Source organism: Streptococcus respiraculi (assembly GCF_003595525.1).
Classification (GTDB): Bacteria; Bacillota; Bacilli; order Lactobacillales; family Streptococcaceae; genus Streptococcus; species Streptococcus respiraculi.
The window spans coordinates 96,535-114,713 of sequence record NZ_CP022680.1 but is presented as its reverse complement, the minus strand read 5'-3'; the positions used below and the strand labels follow the sequence as shown (position 1 = coordinate 114,713).

At 41.4% G+C, this 18,179-nt stretch carries 18 protein-coding genes, 1 tRNA gene and 1 other RNA gene; 4 read left to right on the top strand and 16 right to left on the bottom strand.

Going from position 1 to position 18,179, the window contains the following annotated elements; translation table 11 throughout:
• The first annotated feature begins 12 nt into the window (after nt 1-12).
• The 3 genes from CHF41_RS00525 to CHF41_RS00515 all read left to right on the top strand — a co-directional run bounded on the left by CHF41_RS00525 (nt 13) and on the right by CHF41_RS00515 (nt 1,673).
• Nucleotides 13-1,299 carry a replication-associated recombination protein A gene (locus CHF41_RS00525; RefSeq protein WP_119875521.1) on the top strand — a complete coding sequence of 429 codons (1,287 nt, stop codon included), beginning with the start codon at nt 13-15 and terminating at the stop codon, nt 1,297-1,299.
• A gap of 100 nt (nt 1,300-1,399) precedes the next feature.
• Nucleotides 1,400-1,595, top strand: a non-coding RNA gene (gene ssrS / locus CHF41_RS00520) — 6S RNA.
• Between the two features lie 5 nt (nt 1,596-1,600).
• Nucleotides 1,601-1,673: transfer RNA gene (locus tag CHF41_RS00515), tRNA-Lys, on the top strand.
• Nucleotides 1,674-1,941: 268 nt separating this feature from the next.
• Here CHF41_RS00515 and glf read toward each other — a convergent pair.
• From glf to CHF41_RS00480, 8 genes are all read right to left on the bottom strand, one after another.
• Nucleotides 1,942-3,045 (bottom strand): UDP-galactopyranose mutase, encoded by a 1,104-nt coding sequence (gene glf, locus CHF41_RS00510; RefSeq protein ID WP_119875520.1) that lies wholly within the window; start codon nt 3,043-3,045, stop codon nt 1,942-1,944.
• A 62-nt stretch (nt 3,046-3,107) separates the two neighbouring features.
• Entirely contained in the window at nt 3,108-3,704 is a 597-nt protein-coding gene (gene nrdG / locus CHF41_RS00505) for an anaerobic ribonucleoside-triphosphate reductase activating protein (RefSeq protein WP_119875519.1), read from the bottom strand.
• Nucleotides 3,701-4,204 carry a GNAT family N-acetyltransferase gene (locus tag CHF41_RS00500; protein ID WP_119875518.1) on the bottom strand — a complete coding sequence of 168 codons (504 nt, stop codon included), beginning with the start codon at nt 4,202-4,204 and terminating at the stop codon, nt 3,701-3,703. Before CHF41_RS00500 ends, nrdG begins: the two co-directional genes overlap by 4 nt.
• Before the next feature lie 45 nt (nt 4,205-4,249).
• Nucleotides 4,250-4,387, bottom strand: coding sequence for a hypothetical protein (locus tag CHF41_RS10015; protein WP_162911895.1), 138 nt, complete (start codon nt 4,385-4,387; stop codon nt 4,250-4,252).
• A complete protein-coding gene (gene nrdD / locus CHF41_RS00495) occupies nt 4,365-6,575 on the bottom strand; it encodes an anaerobic ribonucleoside-triphosphate reductase (protein WP_119875517.1) in 2,211 nt (736 codons plus the stop codon). The genes CHF41_RS10015 and nrdD overlap by 23 nt, the downstream gene beginning before the upstream one ends.
• A gap of 153 nt (nt 6,576-6,728) precedes the next feature.
• Complete coding sequence (locus CHF41_RS00490) at nt 6,729-8,276, bottom strand: glycosyltransferase family protein (protein ID WP_119875516.1); 1,548 nt, start codon at nt 8,274-8,276, stop codon at nt 6,729-6,731.
• A gap of 506 nt (nt 8,277-8,782) precedes the next feature.
• Nucleotides 8,783-10,036: a bifunctional folylpolyglutamate synthase/dihydrofolate synthase gene (locus CHF41_RS00485; RefSeq protein ID WP_119875515.1), complete on the bottom strand. Its 1,254-nt coding sequence runs from the start codon at nt 10,034-10,036 to the stop codon at nt 8,783-8,785.
• Between the two features lie 177 nt (nt 10,037-10,213).
• On the bottom strand, nt 10,214-11,143 hold the full coding sequence (locus tag CHF41_RS00480; RefSeq protein WP_119875514.1) for a helix-turn-helix domain-containing protein: 930 nt from the start codon (nt 11,141-11,143) through the stop codon (nt 10,214-10,216).
• A gap of 287 nt (nt 11,144-11,430) precedes the next feature.
• Between CHF41_RS00480 and CHF41_RS00475 the strand changes: the two genes are divergently transcribed.
• The gene (locus CHF41_RS00475) at nt 11,431-12,687 is read left to right on the top strand and encodes an ISL3 family transposase (protein ID WP_119875513.1); all 1,257 of its coding nucleotides are present in this window, start codon (nt 11,431-11,433) and stop codon (nt 12,685-12,687) included.
• Between the two features lie 158 nt (nt 12,688-12,845).
• On the opposite strand, the gene CHF41_RS00470 is transcribed toward CHF41_RS00475, so the two are convergent.
• From CHF41_RS00470 to CHF41_RS00435, 8 genes are all read right to left on the bottom strand, one after another.
• Nucleotides 12,846-13,163, bottom strand: coding sequence for a DUF1292 domain-containing protein (locus CHF41_RS00470; protein ID WP_075105164.1), 318 nt, complete (start codon nt 13,161-13,163; stop codon nt 12,846-12,848).
• Nucleotides 13,164-13,173: 10 nt separating this feature from the next.
• Entirely contained in the window at nt 13,174-13,593 is a 420-nt protein-coding gene (gene ruvX / locus CHF41_RS00465) for a Holliday junction resolvase RuvX (protein WP_119875512.1), read from the bottom strand.
• Nucleotides 13,593-13,859, bottom strand: coding sequence for an IreB family regulatory phosphoprotein (locus tag CHF41_RS00460; protein WP_075099514.1), 267 nt, complete (start codon nt 13,857-13,859; stop codon nt 13,593-13,595). Before CHF41_RS00460 ends, ruvX begins: the two co-directional genes overlap by 1 nt.
• A 178-nt stretch (nt 13,860-14,037) precedes the next feature.
• Complete coding sequence (spx, locus tag CHF41_RS00455) at nt 14,038-14,436, bottom strand: transcriptional regulator Spx (RefSeq protein ID WP_075105162.1); 399 nt, start codon at nt 14,434-14,436, stop codon at nt 14,038-14,040.
• Nucleotides 14,437-14,625: 189 nt separating this feature from the next.
• Nucleotides 14,626-15,771, bottom strand: coding sequence for a recombinase RecA (gene recA / locus CHF41_RS00450; protein WP_119875511.1), 1,146 nt, complete (start codon nt 15,769-15,771; stop codon nt 14,626-14,628).
• A gap of 34 nt (nt 15,772-15,805) precedes the next feature.
• Nucleotides 15,806-17,008, bottom strand: coding sequence for a competence/damage-inducible protein A (locus CHF41_RS00445; protein ID WP_119875510.1), 1,203 nt, complete (start codon nt 17,006-17,008; stop codon nt 15,806-15,808).
• Nucleotides 17,009-17,093: 85 nt separating this feature from the next.
• On the bottom strand, nt 17,094-17,765 hold the full coding sequence (locus CHF41_RS00440; protein WP_119875509.1) for a CPBP family intramembrane glutamic endopeptidase: 672 nt from the start codon (nt 17,763-17,765) through the stop codon (nt 17,094-17,096).
• Nucleotides 17,744-18,139, bottom strand: a complete 396-nt coding sequence (locus tag CHF41_RS00435) for a helix-turn-helix transcriptional regulator (RefSeq protein WP_119875508.1) — start codon at nt 18,137-18,139, stop codon at nt 17,744-17,746. Before CHF41_RS00435 ends, CHF41_RS00440 begins: the two co-directional genes overlap by 22 nt.
• Nucleotides 18,140-18,179: the final 40 nt, after the last annotated feature.

The window sequence follows — 18,179 nt, the reverse complement described above, 5'->3', positions numbered from 1 at the left end:
GAAAGGAGCCTCATGATCAACAACCTCGCTCTTAACATGCGTCCCAAAACCATTGACCAGATTATTGGACAAGACCACTTAATCGGAGAAGGAAAAATTATCCGCCGGATGGTTGAGGCAAAACGGCTGTCGTCCATGATTTTATATGGTCCACCAGGAATTGGAAAAACCAGTATTGCTAGCGCTATTGCAGGCACCTCAAAATACGCCTTTCGCACCTTCAATGCGACTGTTGACACCAAAAAGCGACTCCAAGAAATTGCAGAAGAAGCCAAATTTTCAGGTGGTCTGATTCTACTTCTTGATGAGATTCATCGCTTGGATAAGACCAAACAAGATTTTCTATTGCCTCTCCTTGAAAACGGCAACCTCATCATGATTGGCGCCACCACAGAAAATCCTTTCTTTTCTGTGACACCTGCCATTCGCAGTCGTGTTCAAATTTTTGAGTTAGAACCACTTTCAAACGATGACATCAAAACAGCTGTTCAGATTGCCATTACTGATACTGAGCGTGGCTTTGATTTTCCTGTTATCCTCGATGATGAGGCGCTCGATTTCATTGCAACCAGTACCAACGGAGATTTACGCTCTGCTTTCAACTCCTTAGAATTAGCCGTTCTATCCACCCCTGAGAATGATGAGGGCATCCGCCATATCACACGTGACACCATGGAAAATAGTTTACAAAAAAGCTATATCACCATGGACAAGAATGGCGACGGACATTACGATGTCCTCTCTGCTCTTCAAAAATCCATCCGCGGGAGTGATGTCAACGCCAGTCTCCACTATGCCGCCCGCTTGATTGAAGCTGGTGATTTACCAAGCCTTGCAAGGCGACTCATGGTGATTGCCTACGAAGACATCGGACTTGCCAATCCTGAAGCTCAAATCCACACGGTAACGGCCCTTGAAGCCGCTCAAAAAATTGGTTTTCCAGAAGCTCGCATTCCCCTTGCCAACATTGTCATCGATCTCGCCCTGTCACCAAAATCAAACTCTGCTTATCTAGCCATGGATCAAGCGATTGCTGACCTCAAAAAAACAGGGCATCTTCCCATTCCACGTCATCTCCGAGATGGTCATTACAAGGGAAGCAAGGAATTAGGCAATGCGCAAGATTATCTCTATCCTCATAACTTTCCTGAAAAATGGGTCGACCAGCAATATCTACCAGATAAATTACGAGATAAGCAATATTTTTCAGCTAATGACACTGGGAAATACGAGCGAGCACTCAAACTAACCCAGGAGAAAATTCAAGAACTAAAAAAACGAAAGGCCAAAAGACCTTGAGAGAGTAAGGAAAACACGCTTTCTTTATGGCAACGCTTTCTTTTTTACAAATTTTCTCTTGATTTTTTTCAAAAATATGATAAGATAAATACATAGATAAGAACTGCTGTGGTATACGAATTCATACCTATGTGTTGACCGACTATTTTTGTATTACTAGGGAAACAAGAGTTTTCTAACAGTATGCAGGCCGTCTCACACGGAAGCGACTGAAGTTAGAAACGAGTTACCCACCTGCTACTTACTGTGCGGGATCAATACAATTCATGAATCACCGGTACCAATACAGCGTTTTTCTTTTCCTTCCTTAGCTCAGCTGGCAGAGCAGCGGACTCTTAATCCGTGGGTCGTAGGTTCGATCCCTACAGGGAGGATGTTCGCATATCTCCGAAAGCCTTGTACCGCAAGGCTTTTTGGTTGCGATAAGCAAATTTGTTCTACTGTACACAAACCCCTAGACTGGTCGATTCCAATCTAGGGGCTTTTCGTATAGTCTTTTAGTTTTGATTTATAGTGGATTGAGAAAAGAACAGGGCAAGGCAAGGACTGGCGTTCATAAAAGCGACTTAACGATGTCCTAGCCTTTATTCAATCTACTTCAATGCTAGGCAAGGCTAGTCAACAGTGTAATAGATGACTATATCATTCCCCAAACTCTGCTTCTACCACTTCAAGCGCTCGCTCAATGACGAGGTGCATATCGTAGTACTTGTAATCTGCCAAGCGACCACAGAAAATGACCTTGTCTTTGATGTTTTCTGCTTCTTTCGCATACTTGGCAAAAATAGCATTGTTTTCTGCATCGTTAATCGGATAATAAGGCTCATCACCCTTGTACCAATTGGCCGGATACTCTCTCGTAATAACCGTCTTTTCCTGATTTCCAAATTCAAAATGCTTATGCTCAATAATCCGAGTATAGGGAACTTCTCGTTCTGTATAATTGACCACGGCATTTCCTTGGAAATTATCTGTCTCCAGTACCTCATGTTCAAAGCGGAGACCACGATAGTCCAATTCCCCGTGCTTGTAGTCAAAATACTGGTCAATCATCCCTGTAAAGACCACTTTTTTAGCCTGCGCTTCCAAGACTTCTCTCTGTTCAAAAAAATCCACCCCAAGATCTAGATCAATCCCCTCTAGCATCTTCTCGATGATGACATTATAGCCCCCCTCTGGAATCCCTTGATAGCGGTCATTGAAGTAATTGTTATCAAAAGTAAAGCGAACTGGTAAGCGTTTGATGATAAAGGCTGGCAAATCTGTCGCGGAACGTCCCCACTGCTTTTCTGTATAGCCCTTGATGAGGATTTCATAGACATCTTTTCCAATCAATTTCAGAGCCTGCTCCTCTAAATTCCGAGGTTTCGTATCTTTTAAATGCTGGGTCTGCTCTGCTATTTTGTCCCTAACCTCCTGCGGGGTCTTAGTACCCCACATGGCATAAAAGGTATTCATATTAAAGGGCAGATTATACAATTTTCCTTTATAATTCGCAACAGGCGAGTTGATATAGTGATTAAAATCTGCAAATTGATTGACATACTCCCAAATCCGTTTGTTCGACGTATGGAAAATATGGGCCCCATATTTATGGACATTAATCCCCTCGATTGATTCACAATAGATATTGCCTCCAATATGGTCTCGCTTGTCAATCACCTTGACGGTCTTACCACGTTTAGTTGCTTCGTAGGCAAATACAGCACCTGATAATCCTGCTCCAACAATAATATAATCGTACATATTCTGACTCTCTTCCCTAAAATAACCCTACCATTATATCACAATTATGAAGAAAATTGGACCTATTTTTCCTCTCGCACCACCTGTTCATATTGGCTCGTTCCGTCCTGCAATTTCTCCCAGACGACGACTTGATTTTGCGCTAGCGATTTCTGCACATCGATGATTCGCTGGTTACTTGACCCACGAAATTGCAACATGAGATTACGTTTGGTGCGATCGTATCGTCCGTCCACTAGAATATCAATATGGCGTAATAATTCCAACTTATCAGGCGTCTCCAACATCATTTCTTCCCAGGTATAGCCCGTCCAAGACCAAATATCCTTGTTAGGTAGCTCTTTTCGAATCCGCTTCACCAAGGGAAGAAGAATGCCCGTATTCAAAAAGGGCTCGCCGCCTAACAGGGTCAATCCCTGTACATAGGGTTGGGCAAGATCTTGCATAATTTGCTCCTCCAGCTCCTGAGTATAGGGAATACCCGCCTTAAAAGACCAGGTCGCAACATTGTAGCAGCCCTCACAATGAAACATGCAGCCTGCAACGTAGAGAGAATTGCGTACCCCTTCTCCGTCCACGAAATTAAAGGCCTTGTAGTCAATAATTCGCCCCTGGCTCAGTTCTTCACTTTTCCACTCTTGTGGCTTGGGATTGTTCATAACTCCTCCACATCAATCCAATACCGTTCAGTCTCGCCAACCTGATTCTCCAACCGTCCACCTTGTGAGAAAATGGTTCTGCGACTAGCTTCGTTGTCCACACGGCAGGTCACTAGCACCCGAGAAATATTTTTGGATGTTGCTTCCACCAATCCTAGACGCAACTGCTCTTTAGCATAGCCTTTCCCGCGCTCGCTAGGACGAATGCTATAGCCGATATGACCTCCGTGTTGCAGTAGTTGATCACTTAACCGCAAACGCAGATTCAAAAAGCCCAGCGCTCGATTGCTATTATCAAAAGAGACATACTGGATATATGGTACAAAACCCGCAGGAAGCTCTAGCCCCATTTCTGCAGCCGCATTTGTTTCCAACCAGTTTTCATAATTAAAATCTGCCCCACCAAAAAATCCATCCGTGGGGCTGTTCACACTGCGAAATTCCTCTATCATCTCTAAAATGGTTGCTTTATCTGCGAAAGTTGCTCTTCTTAGTTCCATCGTCTCCTCCTTACAAGACAAGGAGAGCAACGCCCTCCTCTATTGTTATTTCTCTTGTTTTTTCAAAAACTGCTCCCGTAGTTGGGCAATCTTGTCTTTCTTATTCATGCCACCTTTGGAATGTTTTTCATGGTAGCGCTCAACGAGGGCTTTCCCCTTATCATCTAGCTGGTATTTCCCCATTTGTATCTCCTTTTATCCTTATCGTAGATCCATTCATATGTTTGACCCGCGCAGCAATCTCTTTGTGACGGCCATTGACCATGGGTCTTGCCTGCGGATTTCCTAAATAACCACAGGTTCTCTTAACCACATCAACCGTTTTAGGATCTGTATTGCCACAGTTCGGGCATTTGAAGCCCCGCTCAGTCGGTGTAAAATCACCTTCAAAATGGCACTCATAACAGCGATCAATCGGTGTATTAGTCCCCAAATAGCCCACGCGGTCATAAGCAAAGTCCCACACAGCCTCCAAAGCCTTAGGATTCTGCTGCAAAACAGGATATTCACAATAGTGGATAAATCCACCTGTTGCACCCGCTTCGGGATAATCCTTTTCAAATTCTAATTTTTCAAACGGTGTTGGATTTTTCCGTACATCATAATGGAAAGAATTTGTATAGTATTCTTTATCTGTAATGTCCTTGACCAAACCAAATTTTTCCCGATCCAAACGACAGAATCGATCTGTCAAACTCTCAGACGGTGTCGAGTAAATTGAAAAATGCACATCATACTCATCCGACCAAGCACCAACCCGCTCTTTCATGACCCGAATAATATCCAGTGTAAATTCTTTGGCAACTGGATTAGTCTCCCAATCGCTACCGTAAAAGACCGCCGCAACTTCATACAAGCCGATGTAGCCCAGCGAAATCGTTGCACGACGATTGATAAAGAGTTGGCTCACCGCATCATCCTTACCTAAACGTTTTCCAAAAGCACCATACTGATAGAGAATAGGGGCATTGGCCGGTCGCGCCTCCATAACTCGGTGCATACGGTAGACTAGAGCATCTTTGGCAATCCCCATACGCTCCTCGAAAATATCCCAAAATTTGAGTATATCACCGCCAGATTCCATGGCAATCCGAGGAAGATTGAGGGTCACAACTCCCAGATTCATCCGACCAGAATTGACTTCTTCACCATTTTCATCTACCCAGCCCTGTAAGAACGAGCGACAGCCCATAGGTGCTTTGAACGATCCCGTCAAGTCAACAATCTTATCATAAGACAAGACATCAGGATACATTCTCTTCGTCGCGCACTCCAAGGCCAACAACTTGATGTCGTAGTTAGGACTATCCTCTTCCAAGTTTAGCCCCCGTTTCAAGGTAAAAATCAACTTTGGAAAAATAGCTGTCCTCTCTTCACTCCCCAATCCCTTAATCCGAATCTGTAAAATCGCTTTTTGAATTTCTCGTTCAAACCAAGATGTTCCAAGACCAAAGCCCAAAGAAGTAAATGGCGTCTGTCCATTTGAGGTAAATAAGGTATTAATCTCATATTCCAAGGACTGCATGGCATCATAGATATCTTTTTTAGTCTTTTCACGCGCATATTCTTCCTGCTTTTCAGGTAATACCCACTCTCTTGCATCCTTTAAATGCTTCTGATAATTCAATTCTGCATACGGCGCTAACAACTCATCTACACGATCTGCTGTACAACCACCATACTGACTTGAGGCGACATTTGCGATAATTTGCGAAATCTGAGCTGTCGCTGTTTGAATCGATTTGGGACTTTCTACCTCGGCATTGCCAATCTTAAAACCATTTGCCAGCATCCCCTTAAAATCAATCAAGCAACAGTTGGTCATCGGCGTATAAGGACTATAATCCAAATCATGGAAATGAAGTTCCCCTTTTTGATGGGCATTCGCCACATGAGCTGGTAGAAGCTTGAGACCAATGGACTTCCCAACAATTCCTGCGGTCAAATCGCGTTGGGTATTGAAAACATCACTGTCCTTGTTAGCATTTTCATTGACCACCGTCTGATCTTTTGTCAAAAGCTTCTCAATGGTGAAATTGATGTCCATCGCTTGATGACGCTCAAAATCTCGCTTGGTCCGATACTGAATATAAACCTCAGCTAAGTCATACAAATGCGCCTTGAGCAATTCCTGCTCCACAATGGTCTGAATCTCATAAATCTGAATATCCTCATGAAAGCGACGACCAATCTCTACTAGCACAGCTTCGACCACCTGGTAAAGCGCCGTCCTTGAGCTAGGATGTTCCAGCTCAGCATTCGCCCGACCAAGCGCCACTAAAATTTTATCTGCATCAAAGGCGACAGTCCGCCCATCTCGTTTGAGGACAAGAATATCAGGGACTATCGTCTGTTCTGTTTGTACTCGCATTTTTTCTCACTCTCTCCTTTCATTGTCTTTCTCTAGTGTATCACTTCACAAAAACAAAATCAACATCTAGTATTGATTTTCTTATTTTTTTATAAAAAACACAATATATAGTTTCATTTAGACAACAAAAAATGATTGCTTACACAATCATTTTCATTCTTTTTTCTCATATAAAGTCAGCTGACTCATCTTCAAATCTACTTCTTCGTAATTCTTTTCCAAATTTGATTTGACTCTATCAAGAAGCGGAATCTGCTTGTTGATGACAATATAGCGAGCCTTATTCTTGTTTAAATCAAAGGCGAGACTATCTTGATTGGTCTTCGTATCTAAATAAGGACTAGCTGTCAATATCTTTCCTACTGACCGACGCTCACTCTGAAGATAAATCTGAGCGCTATCATCCCAGGCATACATTTCATCCGAACTTTGTGAGTGTTCCTTGATATAACGAGCTACTTCTTGGCGATCCTTCATCACATCCCCAGCAACAAAGTAAGAAACCGCCGGTTTCACGACTAAGAGTAACAGCAAGCCAAGTAATGGTAGATAAATATGTGATTGGAGGTAAGAGTAATGGGCCATTTTTTTCGCAAGTAATTCTTCACCTTGGGCGACAGAAGATAGATCCAGCAATCCCATAATAAAACCTGCTGGCAAAAGAAGCACCAAATGGCTCAACTCGAAATGGCTATCTGCTATGAGAAATAGAAGTTGCAGGGTAAAGACCATCACAAGAATAACCTTGAAATAAACAAGTTTCCCTTGCTTCATAGACAAGAGTAAATGCAGGAAATTCTTTAAAAAGCCTGACAAAAGCAGGAATAAAAAGATTTGAGTAAGCGTCCAGAGAATACCATTATATGAAAATTTCAAGGTAAACTCATAGAAAAACGTCTGTTGAATCGCAGCCCCCAAGACTTGCTCTACGAAGGTGTAATAACCTACTGAATAAACGATGAGAAGGAAGCCAAAAATTGCTGCCAAGGTTTGGTAAACACCTCTCGCCATCTGGCGCCGTGTCACATTGTAAACCGTCAAGACAAGAGCAGACACTACCCACAACAAGACGCTCTTAGGATAAATCATAAAGGCAACTGCAGCATAGATGCCATATAAAATGAATCCCTCATCACGAACCGCTCGTTCAACGTAACGCAAGACAAACCACAAACCAGCCAGAACAAATGGCAAGGCAAACAAGCTTGCTTGGACGCCTCCAATATTCAAAGCCAGAATAAATAAATAAAACCAATTTTGTAATCTTAGGGCCAAACGACTCGACTGACTAACATAACTACAGATTTTATAGAAATAAATACCCGCAGCAGATAAAACAAGCCACTGCAAGAACACAAGGCCAGCTGTCGTCCCAAATGAAGATCCGACAGATACAAGTAAATAGTACAGTACACCACTCGTACCGAAAAAGTGGCCATAAGGGCTCTGACCTGCCTGCATTGCAAGACCTGCATACAAATCTTGTGATTGCATATTCGTAGCAAATGAGGTCAAAAACGGATTAGCAACGCTAAGAATACTCAAGACCAAACTCCATAATAAGGAGGGGACAATCTTAGTTTTGGGAATGTTTTTCTGAAAATCTTCATTTAGGGATAGCGGTTGTTTATTTTGACGAACACGGCGACCGCGTCTTGAATAGCTCTCTGAACGACTATACGTCACTTCTGTCTCTGTCATTGGTTCCTCCTTACACAATTCATTTTATTATAACAAAAAGTATGCCGTATGTCATTTCTTATTTTGATTGTGCAGGACCTGAGCATAGCACTCCAATTCTCAAAAAATATGATCGGTTTGTTTCTGAAATTCCTCCAAAAACTGAGCTTTTTCTTCATCTGTCATACCTGTCTATTCGTAAAAAAGAATCACTTTATACTCGTCAAACATCAAACTCGGATGTCGTTAACTCGCCTTGCTTCAACAGTCCGGTGGACTGTTGAAAGTTGGAAATAAGGATTATGCAATAATCCTCAGCTACCTTTAGTTTGAACTAGGGGTTCAAAGATTCGAGCTACGCTCGTTCTATTTCCAGCCTTCCACAATTCTCAATTGCAAGGGGGGGGAGCTACGCTCGCTCTATTTCCAGCCTTCCACAATTCTCAATTGCAAGGGGGCGAGCTACGCTCGCTCTATTTCCAGCCTTCCACAATTCTCAATTGTGGAAGCTAATCAGATTTTGATTTTTATAGAGTATTACCTCTTTTTTGAAAATAATTCCGAACTTCTGAAATAAAGTAGAGCGAACCCGTGATAAATAGTACTTCATCTGCTTCAGCGTTTATTTCCCATTCCTGTATGAAACGCTCATAATCCGCTTCATAGCGCAATTCCTCTGGGCAATCTATCTCTTCTATACCACCGTCATAGGCAAAGCTCGTCAAGACTAATGTAGCCTGAGGCAACCTTTTTTCGATATAGGCTAGCATTTCTCGAAAATCTTTTCGTTTCAAAGCAGAAAAGAGAATCATAGGCTGAACATCCGATTGCGATTGTATAAAATCCACCAAGCGCTCAATTGCGGGAAGATTATGGGCACCGTCCAGGTAGATACGTCCCTGTTGCCCTACTTTTTCTAAACGACCTACCCAGCTTGTTGTCGCTAAAGCATGACGAACCATTCTACTATCTACTGGCAGATTGCGAGCCTCCATGAGCAAACTAAAGACCTGCAAAGCAAGGGCGGCATTCTCTTTTTGGTGTTGACCGACCAATCCTAAACGAATATCATCTATGCTTTGTGCCCTATTGGTAAATAGACCATTTTCTAAGGAAAAGTCCTGACCTTCGCAATAAATCGGTGCTTGTAGAGCTTCTGCCTTTCTACGACAGATTTCAATAGCTGAGGCAGGCAATGGACCGACTAGTAGCGGAACTTGTAGTTTTACAATTCCTGCTTTTTGCTCTGCAATATCTTCTAAATGATAACCAAGTAAATCCTGGTGATCAAGACCAATAGACGTAATCACTGTTACCAAAGGATTTACCACATTAGTCGTATCAAGCAAGCCACCTATTCCTACTTCAATCAGTGCAAAGTCCAAATTCTGTTCTTTAAAATGAAGGAACATCAGCAGAGTCAGCACTTCAAAATAACGAAAAGGTTCATATTTGCGCTCCACCTCCTGCTCTAGGTTAAAAATTTTTTCTAACAATTCTTGAAAAGTAACTTCTGAAATAGGCTGTCCATTAATGCAAATCCGATCATGGACAGTCACCATGTGGGGAGAAACAAAAGTCCCAACCCGAAACCCCTGAGCAACTAATAAACGATGTAAAAATGCTATGGTAGAGCCTTTTCCGTTCGTTCCTGCCACGTGAACAACCGGTAAGTCTTTTTCAGGATGACCGAGCAAGTCGAGCGCATACTGCACTTTGTCCATCTTGTAACGATAAACTTGTCCCTGCTTGGCATCTAACCACCTATCTAATCTCGTCATTTCAGCCTCCTTTCCTACTTTTTCTATAGTAGCAACTTTCGTTCAAAAAAGCAAAAAAGCGGTGGGTTATTTCACCCACCAATCCGACCAGTCAACTGTAGCAGCATAACGCATTGTCTTCATCATTCTTGCCTCCTTCTTTCTTGATAGTCTTAGTATAGTAAACCATCAAGAAAATCAACAGGACAAAAATGTCGCAAAATCCATTGTATCTAGTCGCCACTGATTATGCAATTGCTCCATCAGATGTCGATTTCCCATTAATCTTGCAAAGATAAGTGCTTCCTTACAATAAGCATAGGCCTGCTTAACGTCACGGTGTACCAAGAGCTCATATTTCCACCGAAGCATACTAAAAATCGGGTATTTTTGAAAGTCCTGCGTAATCTGCATGATCTGATCAATCCCTTGAAGTAAGACTGGAATAGGTTCACAGATCCCTTTTGCACCCAATACACGGATAGCAGCAAAGATGACATTCCGAAGGACAAAAAGATCCTCAGGCTCTATCAACGCCACCTGTTTAGGTAACTCAGATACCAGCTTTAAAAACACTTTTCTGCTAGTAGCAGTCTTCGCCGTTGTTGACAGGTAGGCATGTTCAATAAAAAGACGGATAATTAATAAATCATGAACATCGTATTTTTTCTTTCGTTCGATTCGGGGAATATGGGTATTGATAATATCTTTGCCAAAGGTGTCTGATTGGGTTTCTAACACATCAATGGTGGACTGTAAGGTATCGATAGCAAGTCGCTCGATTTCAGGCAGCATATCGTAGAAGTGATCATAGATTTCAAGCAGCTTCTGATTGCGCTTTTCAACCAAATCGAGCTGATTATAGGTTGGCGTACGCAAAATATCATATTTGAGCTTCACGTACTGATCTGGCAAGTCAATATAATCAGGCATCAGCTCAAACAACGACAAGCCTAAACGACGCGCAATAAAAAATATTTTAGTCAAGGTGGGCTTCGATATCCCATGTTCAATACGTGTCAACTGTCGTACAGTTAAATCTAGCTCATCGTTACAAAATTGCTCTCTCGTCCAGCCTCGTTTCTCTCGTAGTCTACGAACTTTCTCGCCAAATCCTTCCTTTTTCATCCTTCACTCTCCTCAAAATATCTATATATTATACCAAAAATAATTAAGTATGACAATTTTATCTAGGTTATATTCCCCATTTTTCGCAGAAAAAATACGAGTCGTGACCTACACTCTCGTATTTCTGCTTACTATTTACAAAAGGATTCTGTTAGCCTTATTTAAAAGGCTCTATAATTTCTGTAGTGGGTAACTCCACTATGGAGATTATAGAGCTTTTTGAGTATCAAAAAAGTCCCATAAGACTTATAATGAAAAGCGACCAAACCCTCATTAGAAAGACTCTTATGGAACACCTCAATAATACCACATTACTCATCGGAATGAAAGATAAAAATATCACCTTGAATCATGCCATTCAACACGAGACCCATATCGAACTCATCGCTACACTTGATTATCACCCTCCCAAATGTAAATACTGCAAGGCGAAACAAATCAAATACGACTTCCAAAAACCTTCTAAAATCCCCTTCATTGAAATCGGTGGTTTCCCTAGTCTTATTCGCTTGAAAAAGAGACGGTTTCAATGTAAGTCCTGTCGTAAAGTGACTGTCTCTGAAACTAGTCTCGTTAAGAAAAACTGCCAAATCTCTGAACTAGTCTGGAAAAAGATTGCTCAACTATTACTCAATAGAGAAGCGCTATCTCACATCGCTTCTAAGCTCGCTATCTCCATCTCCACAGCCTATCGAAAACTCAAGCAATTCCAGTTCAAGGAGGACTATTCTTCTCTACCTGAAATTTTATCTTGGGACGAATTCTCCTATCAGAAGGGAAAACTAGCCTTTATTGCTCAAGATTTCAATACAAGGAAAATCATAACAATTCTCGATAATCGAAGACAAACGACCATCCGAAACCATTTCTTCAAGTATTCTAAAGAAGCTAGAAACAAGGTAAAAGTCGTTACGGTTGATATGTCTGGAAGTTATATTCCTCTCATTAAGAGCTTATTCCCAAAAGCTAAAATTGTTCTGGATCGTTTTCATATCGTTCAGCACATGAGTAGGGCTTTGAACCAAACGCGTATCCAACTCATGAACCAATATGATAAAAAATCTATTGAGTATCGTGCCCTCAAATACTACTGGAAACTAATTCAAAAAGATAGCCGAAAACTCTCTCTAAATGTTTTCTATTCCCGAACCTTTAGAGAAACCTTATCTCCTAGAGAATGTCTCCAGAAGTTGTTCAAACGGGTCCCTGAGTTAAAAGGCTATTACGACCTTTATCAGTTATTACTTTTTCACCTCCAAGAGAAGAATTCCGAGCATTTCTTTAACTTAATTCACGATGCCTTACCGCATCTCAATCACACCTTCAAGGTAGCTTTGAACACTTTCAGACGCTATCAGGAATATATCACCAATGCCATCGAACTTCCTTATTCTAATGCCAAGCTAGAAGCCACTAACAAACTCATCAAAGACATCAAGCGCAATGCATTCGGCTATCGGAACTTTGACAATTTCAAAAAACGCATCTACCTCGCTTTGAACATCGAAAAAGAGAAGACGAATTTCGTCTCCTCTCGTATGTAGCTATAAGTCACCCACTACAGTTGACAAAGAGCCATTTAAAAACGTCCACTGGACTTCCCGCTCTTTCTTGTTTTTAAGAGCGAAGCTAAAATAGCCCGCTGGACTTCCTATCCCTTCGAATTTTTAAGGACAGGGCTAAAAACGTCCACTGGACGTTTTTACTCCTCCATAAAGCTGTTGAAGACTTCTTCAATCATATCCCATTCTGCTGTTGCGTCTTCTGGGATTGGTTGGAGGTCGCCTTCTGTGCCGTTTTCATTTTCAATATATGAATAAGCTTGGATTTCAACTTCACCGTTTTCATCTTCTTCTGCGCTTGCAGGGATAAGGAGAACGTAATTTTTGCCAAACTCTTCTTGTCCATCAATGGTCAAAAGAATTTCAAATAGAGTTTCGTTTCCATTATCATCTACTAGAGTGATAAACTCGCGTTCATCGTGGTTATGATCATGATCATGTTCGTGATTGTGTGCCATGTGTTACTCCTTAAAATGTTCTATCTAAATAATTTTGTAAAATGAGCTGTGCAGCTAACTTATCAATTACTTTCTTGCGTTTGCCGCGACTGATGTCTGCCTGCTCAATTAACATGCGCTCTGCTGCCACTGTAGTCAGGCGTTCATCCTGATACTTGACTGGCAAACCGTATCGTTCTACCAAGCGGTCACCATAGGCTTGACTAGCCTCAACGCGCGGCCCGCTAGTATTATTCATATTTTTCGGTAGACCTACAACGAATGTATCCACCTTGTATTCTTGAACCAGCTCTGTCAAGCGGTCAAATCCGAATTCACCCTTCTCCTCATCAATCGGAATAATTTCCAATCCTTGCGCTGTAAAGCCAAGAGGATCTGAAATTGCTACTCCAACTGTTTTGGAACCTACATCTAATCCCATTATTCTCATCAGAGGTCAATCCCATTTCCCTTCAAATAAAAACGGACCAATTCCTCTACGATCTCATCGCGTTCATACTTACGAATCCGGTTCCGCGCATCATTGTAACGAGGGATATAAGCTGGATCTCCACTCAATACATAGCCTACGATTTGGTTAATTGGATTGTAACCTTTCTCATCGAGAGAACGGTAAACATTTGTCAAGGTTTCGCTAATTTCTTGTTTATTAACATCATCCAAACGAAAACGAACAGTTTCTTCTGTGAATCCCATACTTACACCTTCTTTCCTTATTCTACTACCTTTAGTATACCATATTTAGTCTATACTATCAATGATTCGACCTTATATTACTGGCTTTTACAGGCTAAATGTTAGCCGTAGCAAATTCTATTATCTGCGACAAAAAAAGTTTGACCAAAAAATCAAACTTTTCTCTCTAGTGCGCACCTTATAGAGCTGCACGCAAACGAGCTTGTGCATTCTCTACATTGCGTACAGAACGGGGTAGAAAAGCACGGATGTCGTCTTCTTTATAGCCTACCTGAAGGCGTTTCTCATCAATTAGGATGGGGCTTTTTAAAATTCGTGGATTTTCCGTGATCAACTCAATCACTTCGTTGACACTCAAATCTTCAATATCACAGTCGAGATTTTTAGCATAGCGATTTTTAGAGGATACAATACTCGCAATCCCATTTTCAGTCTTCGTTAGAATATTTAAAATCTCTTCTTTGCTGATAGCTTCTTTTCCTAAATTATGCTCGTTGTATGATAACTGGTGAGCATTGAGCCAGTTTTTCGCTTTTTTACAACTTGTACAGCTGGAAACTGTATAAATTTTAATCATGTAGTCTCTCCTTTGCTACATTTTCTTAAACACATTATACTCCATTATACCATAGAAAGGCTTCAGTCTAAAGACCTATTTTTCACTTTTTACCTCATTATTTTGTAAACTCTAACAAAAATATTCGTAAAATGGGGGGGTGTTTTTATACAAAAAAAGGCGAGAACAAATCTCCACCTCCTTTGATTTCTAATCTTCTAATTCAATCCCGCCGTCCAAATCAAGAACAACATCTTGAATGTCTGCTGGAACTTCTGTCTTTTCAGCAACTGCTGCAGGCTCTGTATCTTCAATCAAGCCATAGTGAACACGGATTTTGCGATCGATTTCAGCAAATACTTCTGGATTCTCTTCCAAGTATTTCTTAGCGTTTTCTGAACCTTGACCGATTTTCTCATCGTTGTAAGAATACCAAGCACCAGCTTTTTTGATGATACCAAGATTGCTACCGATTTCAATCAATTCACCCGTTTGTGAAATACCGTGGCCGTACATGATTTCAACAACGGCTTCCTTGAAAGGAGGAGCGACCTTATTTTTAACAATTTTCACCTTGGTTTCTTTTCCGACATTGGTATCTTTTTGGTCACCACTCCCCTTAATCTGAGTATTTCCACGAACATCCATACGGACAGAAGCGTAGAATTTAAGCGCACGCCCACCAGGCGTTGTCTCAGGATTTCCAAACATCACACCAACTTTTTCACGCAATTGGTTGATGAAAATCGCAATCGTTTTGGTCTTGTTAATGGAAGCAGACAGCTTACGCATAGCCTGGCTCATCATACGTGCCTGCAAACCAACGTGGCTATCCCCAATCTCACCATCAATCTCCGCACGAGGCACAAGGGCTGCAACCGAGTCAACAACTACAAGGTCAACTGCACCTGAATCAATCAACTTACCAGCAATTTCGAGTCCCTGCTCACCAGAGTCTGGTTGAGACAAGAGCAACTCATCAATATTCACACCAAGCGCTTGGGCATAGGCCGGGTCAAGTGCATGCTCAGCATCGATAAAGGCTGCAATACCACCTTCTTTTTGTGCTTGGGCAACCGCATGAAGAGCCACTGTCGTCTTACCTGAACTTTCAGGTCCGTAGATTTCGATAATCCGTCCTTTCGGATAACCACCAGCACCTAAGGCAATATCAATCGACAAGCTTCCTGAACTCATAACTTGAACCTTTTGTTCAGCACGCTCTCCAAGGCGCATAATCGCCCCTTTACCAAAATCTTTTTCAATCGTTTTTAGAGCGTCATCTAAGGCCTTTTTGCGTTCCTCACCAAATTTTTTGGTAATATCTTCTAATTTTTTACTTGGTTTTTTCGCCAATTTCTTTCTCCTCTACTTCTAATTTCTTAGCTCATTATAGCAAAATTTTATGGTTTAACAAAATATTACGCATAGCATTCAGAGCATGTAAACAGGCAATCTGACGGATGTGTAACTCTGTATAACCTCCTAAATCAACTTCTGTCACCGTCACTTGATCATTGAAAGAAAGAGCGATAAAGTAGCTTGCCATGACATTATCAACTTGAGATTCGGGTTTTATGCCTCCTAAAAGAACAAGACCGACATCAGCATCTAACTCTTTACAGATCGACCTTGCAAATTGTTCTGCTGTTTCAGCACTTACCCCCTCGTCTGTCATTACTCGACCGCCTTTAAAAAGTTGACGATTTTGTAAAGAAAGTGTCAAGTCAACTTGCAGCATTCCAGCTGTATTATTTTCCACAATAGCAAAGCGAATCCCTTGCCCTTCTAATTCCCGAGTCACAATCTTGGCCAGACTATTGTCTTCACCATAGCCATACAGGTAGTTAGCAAGTTGTTTTCTCGATAAAATCTCTTTTTCCAATTGGTCTAGTTTTTGATTAGCTTTTGCCTCATCTTCTGCCTTCGTAGACAGACGTAAGGTAACTTCTCCTGTCTTAGCATAAGGAGCCAAGGTTGGATCAGTCTGAGCATCAATCAAATCAGCCAAATCCGTCACCAGTTGACTTTCACCAATGCCAAAGAATCGAAGAACGCGAGAGTATAATCTCTCACCTGAATGAAGCAACAAGGGATGTAAACTTTCTGTAAACATGGCCTTTAATTCACTCGGTGGACCAGGTAGCACGATATAGGTCACGCCAGAATGCTCAATCAAGCCACCAACTGCTAGACCTGCTGGATTGTGAAGCGGTATGCTACCTGAGATAAGCTGGGCTTGACGCTCATTATTTGGCGTACGAACACGCCCTTTTCTACTTGCAAAAAAGCGGTCTAATTTCTCCAAGGCTGCTTGGTCAAAGACCAGTTCCTTACCTAAAAACTTGGCTAGAGTTTGCTTGGTCAGATCATCTTCGGTCGGCCCCAACCCACCACAGAGAAGAACTAAATCACTGCGCTTACGTGCAATATCTAATACAGATAAGAGACGCGCTTCATTGTCACCAACTGCTGTATGAAAAAAGACATCGATGCCCAAGGTTGCAAGTTTTTCTGATAAAAATTGAGCATTGGTGTTCACAATCTGACCTGTCAGAATCTCAGTCCCAACTGCAATCAATTCTGCCTTCATATAAACCTCCTTATCTTATTATTCGTTAAAGATTTTCTTAATGATACCATCATAACACAAAAAAGAACCAAGCGGTTCTTTTCTTTTAAATGTTTTGCACTATCGCTAATAAGCCCATAAGATTATTGAGAACGTGAAGCGAGATTGGAAAATAAATGTTTTTATTGGTTTTTAAATAAATAAGGGCAAAGACTAATCCATAACCAAAATGGCCGATAACACTAATAAATTCTGCCAGCTGTAGATGATGGACATGTAAAACTGCAAATAAGACCGAAGAGATAAGAACAGCTAGACTTTTGGACATATAACCTGGCAGAAAATCAAGCAAAAACTGACGGTAAATCAATTCTTCGACAATTGGACCTAAGACGCCCATTACACCGAGAATCAGAAATGCCGGATACTGCTTGACCGCAGCATATATTCCCGTATCATTGCTCAATTCTGCTCTTACATGAACGAACTGTCTCAGCACATCTTCAATCATTGAAAAGAGAAGAGTAGCTACAAAAAAGAAGAGTAAGCTCAACAATACGATTCCAAGGGCCTTCAAAGGATGCTTTTTCAACCACCTTGCCTTTTCAACAAAACTATCCCAATAAGCACAAATACCTATGAAGCATAAAACAGTATAAGCCGTAAAGACAATCGGACCTTTGAATGTTTCAGAAACAAGCCAATGGGTCCACCGTGTCCAAAACATCACAGTATATAAGACTACAAATGCTAAAACTAGGCTTTTTTTCCTTTCCATAATACCACCTTTTTCCTGATAAATGTTGAAATATCCAATAGGAAAAGGAGTAAAATAGCACCTACAGTCAAATCAGCATAGAAGATTAAACTCCCCCGACTTGATATTAGAAGTAGTGCGAGAATGAGGCTGAGCAGAGCATATTTGAGGAACAGCGGCTTTCTTGAAGCGTTTGGCACTTCTAAGCCTATCAGTACATCAAAGGAAATGCTGTATAGCCGGCTCAAGTCTTTTAGGTAGTCCGCCGCTGGAATGGTTCGCTCATTTTCCCAATTGGAAATGGTTTGGCGGCTGACACCTAGTTTTGTAGCGAGATACTCCTGTGAATGACCTGCTTTTAGACGATTGTCTTTTATCACTTGTCCTATTGTCATATTTCCTCCTCAGTTTACAGTAGCACATGAAAGTTGTCTA

Coding starts and splice junctions, on each gene's coding strand:
- CHF41_RS00525 (WP_119875521.1), top strand. CDS start 13: ATGATCAACAACCTCGCTCTTAACATGCGTCCCAAAACCATTGACCAG.
- glf (WP_119875520.1), bottom strand. CDS start 3,045: ATGTACGATTATATTATTGTTGGAGCAGGATTATCAGGTGCTGTATTT.
- nrdG (WP_119875519.1), bottom strand. CDS start 3,704: ATGAACAATCCCAAGCCACAAGAGTGGAAAAGTGAAGAACTGAGCCAG.
- CHF41_RS00500 (WP_119875518.1), bottom strand. CDS start 4,204: ATGGAACTAAGAAGAGCAACTTTCGCAGATAAAGCAACCATTTTAGAG.
- CHF41_RS10015 (WP_162911895.1), bottom strand. CDS start 4,387: ATGGGGAAATACCAGCTAGATGATAAGGGGAAAGCCCTCGTTGAGCGC.
- nrdD (WP_119875517.1), bottom strand. CDS start 6,575: ATGCGAGTACAAACAGAACAGACGATAGTCCCTGATATTCTTGTCCTC.
- CHF41_RS00490 (WP_119875516.1), bottom strand. CDS start 8,276: ATGACAGAGACAGAAGTGACGTATAGTCGTTCAGAGAGCTATTCAAGA.
- CHF41_RS00485 (WP_119875515.1), bottom strand. CDS start 10,036: ATGACGAGATTAGATAGGTGGTTAGATGCCAAGCAGGGACAAGTTTAT.
- CHF41_RS00480 (WP_119875514.1), bottom strand. CDS start 11,143: ATGAAAAAGGAAGGATTTGGCGAGAAAGTTCGTAGACTACGAGAGAAA.
- CHF41_RS00475 (WP_119875513.1), top strand. CDS start 11,431: ATGGAACACCTCAATAATACCACATTACTCATCGGAATGAAAGATAAA.
- CHF41_RS00470 (WP_075105164.1), bottom strand. CDS start 13,163: ATGGCACACAATCACGAACATGATCATGATCATAACCACGATGAACGC.
- ruvX (WP_119875512.1), bottom strand. CDS start 13,593: ATGAGAATAATGGGATTAGATGTAGGTTCCAAAACAGTTGGAGTAGCA.
- CHF41_RS00460 (WP_075099514.1), bottom strand. CDS start 13,859: ATGGGATTCACAGAAGAAACTGTTCGTTTTCGTTTGGATGATGTTAAT.
- spx (WP_075105162.1), bottom strand. CDS start 14,436: ATGATTAAAATTTATACAGTTTCCAGCTGTACAAGTTGTAAAAAAGCG.
- CHF41_RS00445 (WP_119875510.1), bottom strand. CDS start 17,008: ATGAAGGCAGAATTGATTGCAGTTGGGACTGAGATTCTGACAGGTCAG.
- CHF41_RS00440 (WP_119875509.1), bottom strand. CDS start 17,765: ATGGAAAGGAAAAAAAGCCTAGTTTTAGCATTTGTAGTCTTATATACT.
- CHF41_RS00435 (WP_119875508.1), bottom strand. CDS start 18,139: ATGACAATAGGACAAGTGATAAAAGACAATCGTCTAAAAGCAGGTCAT.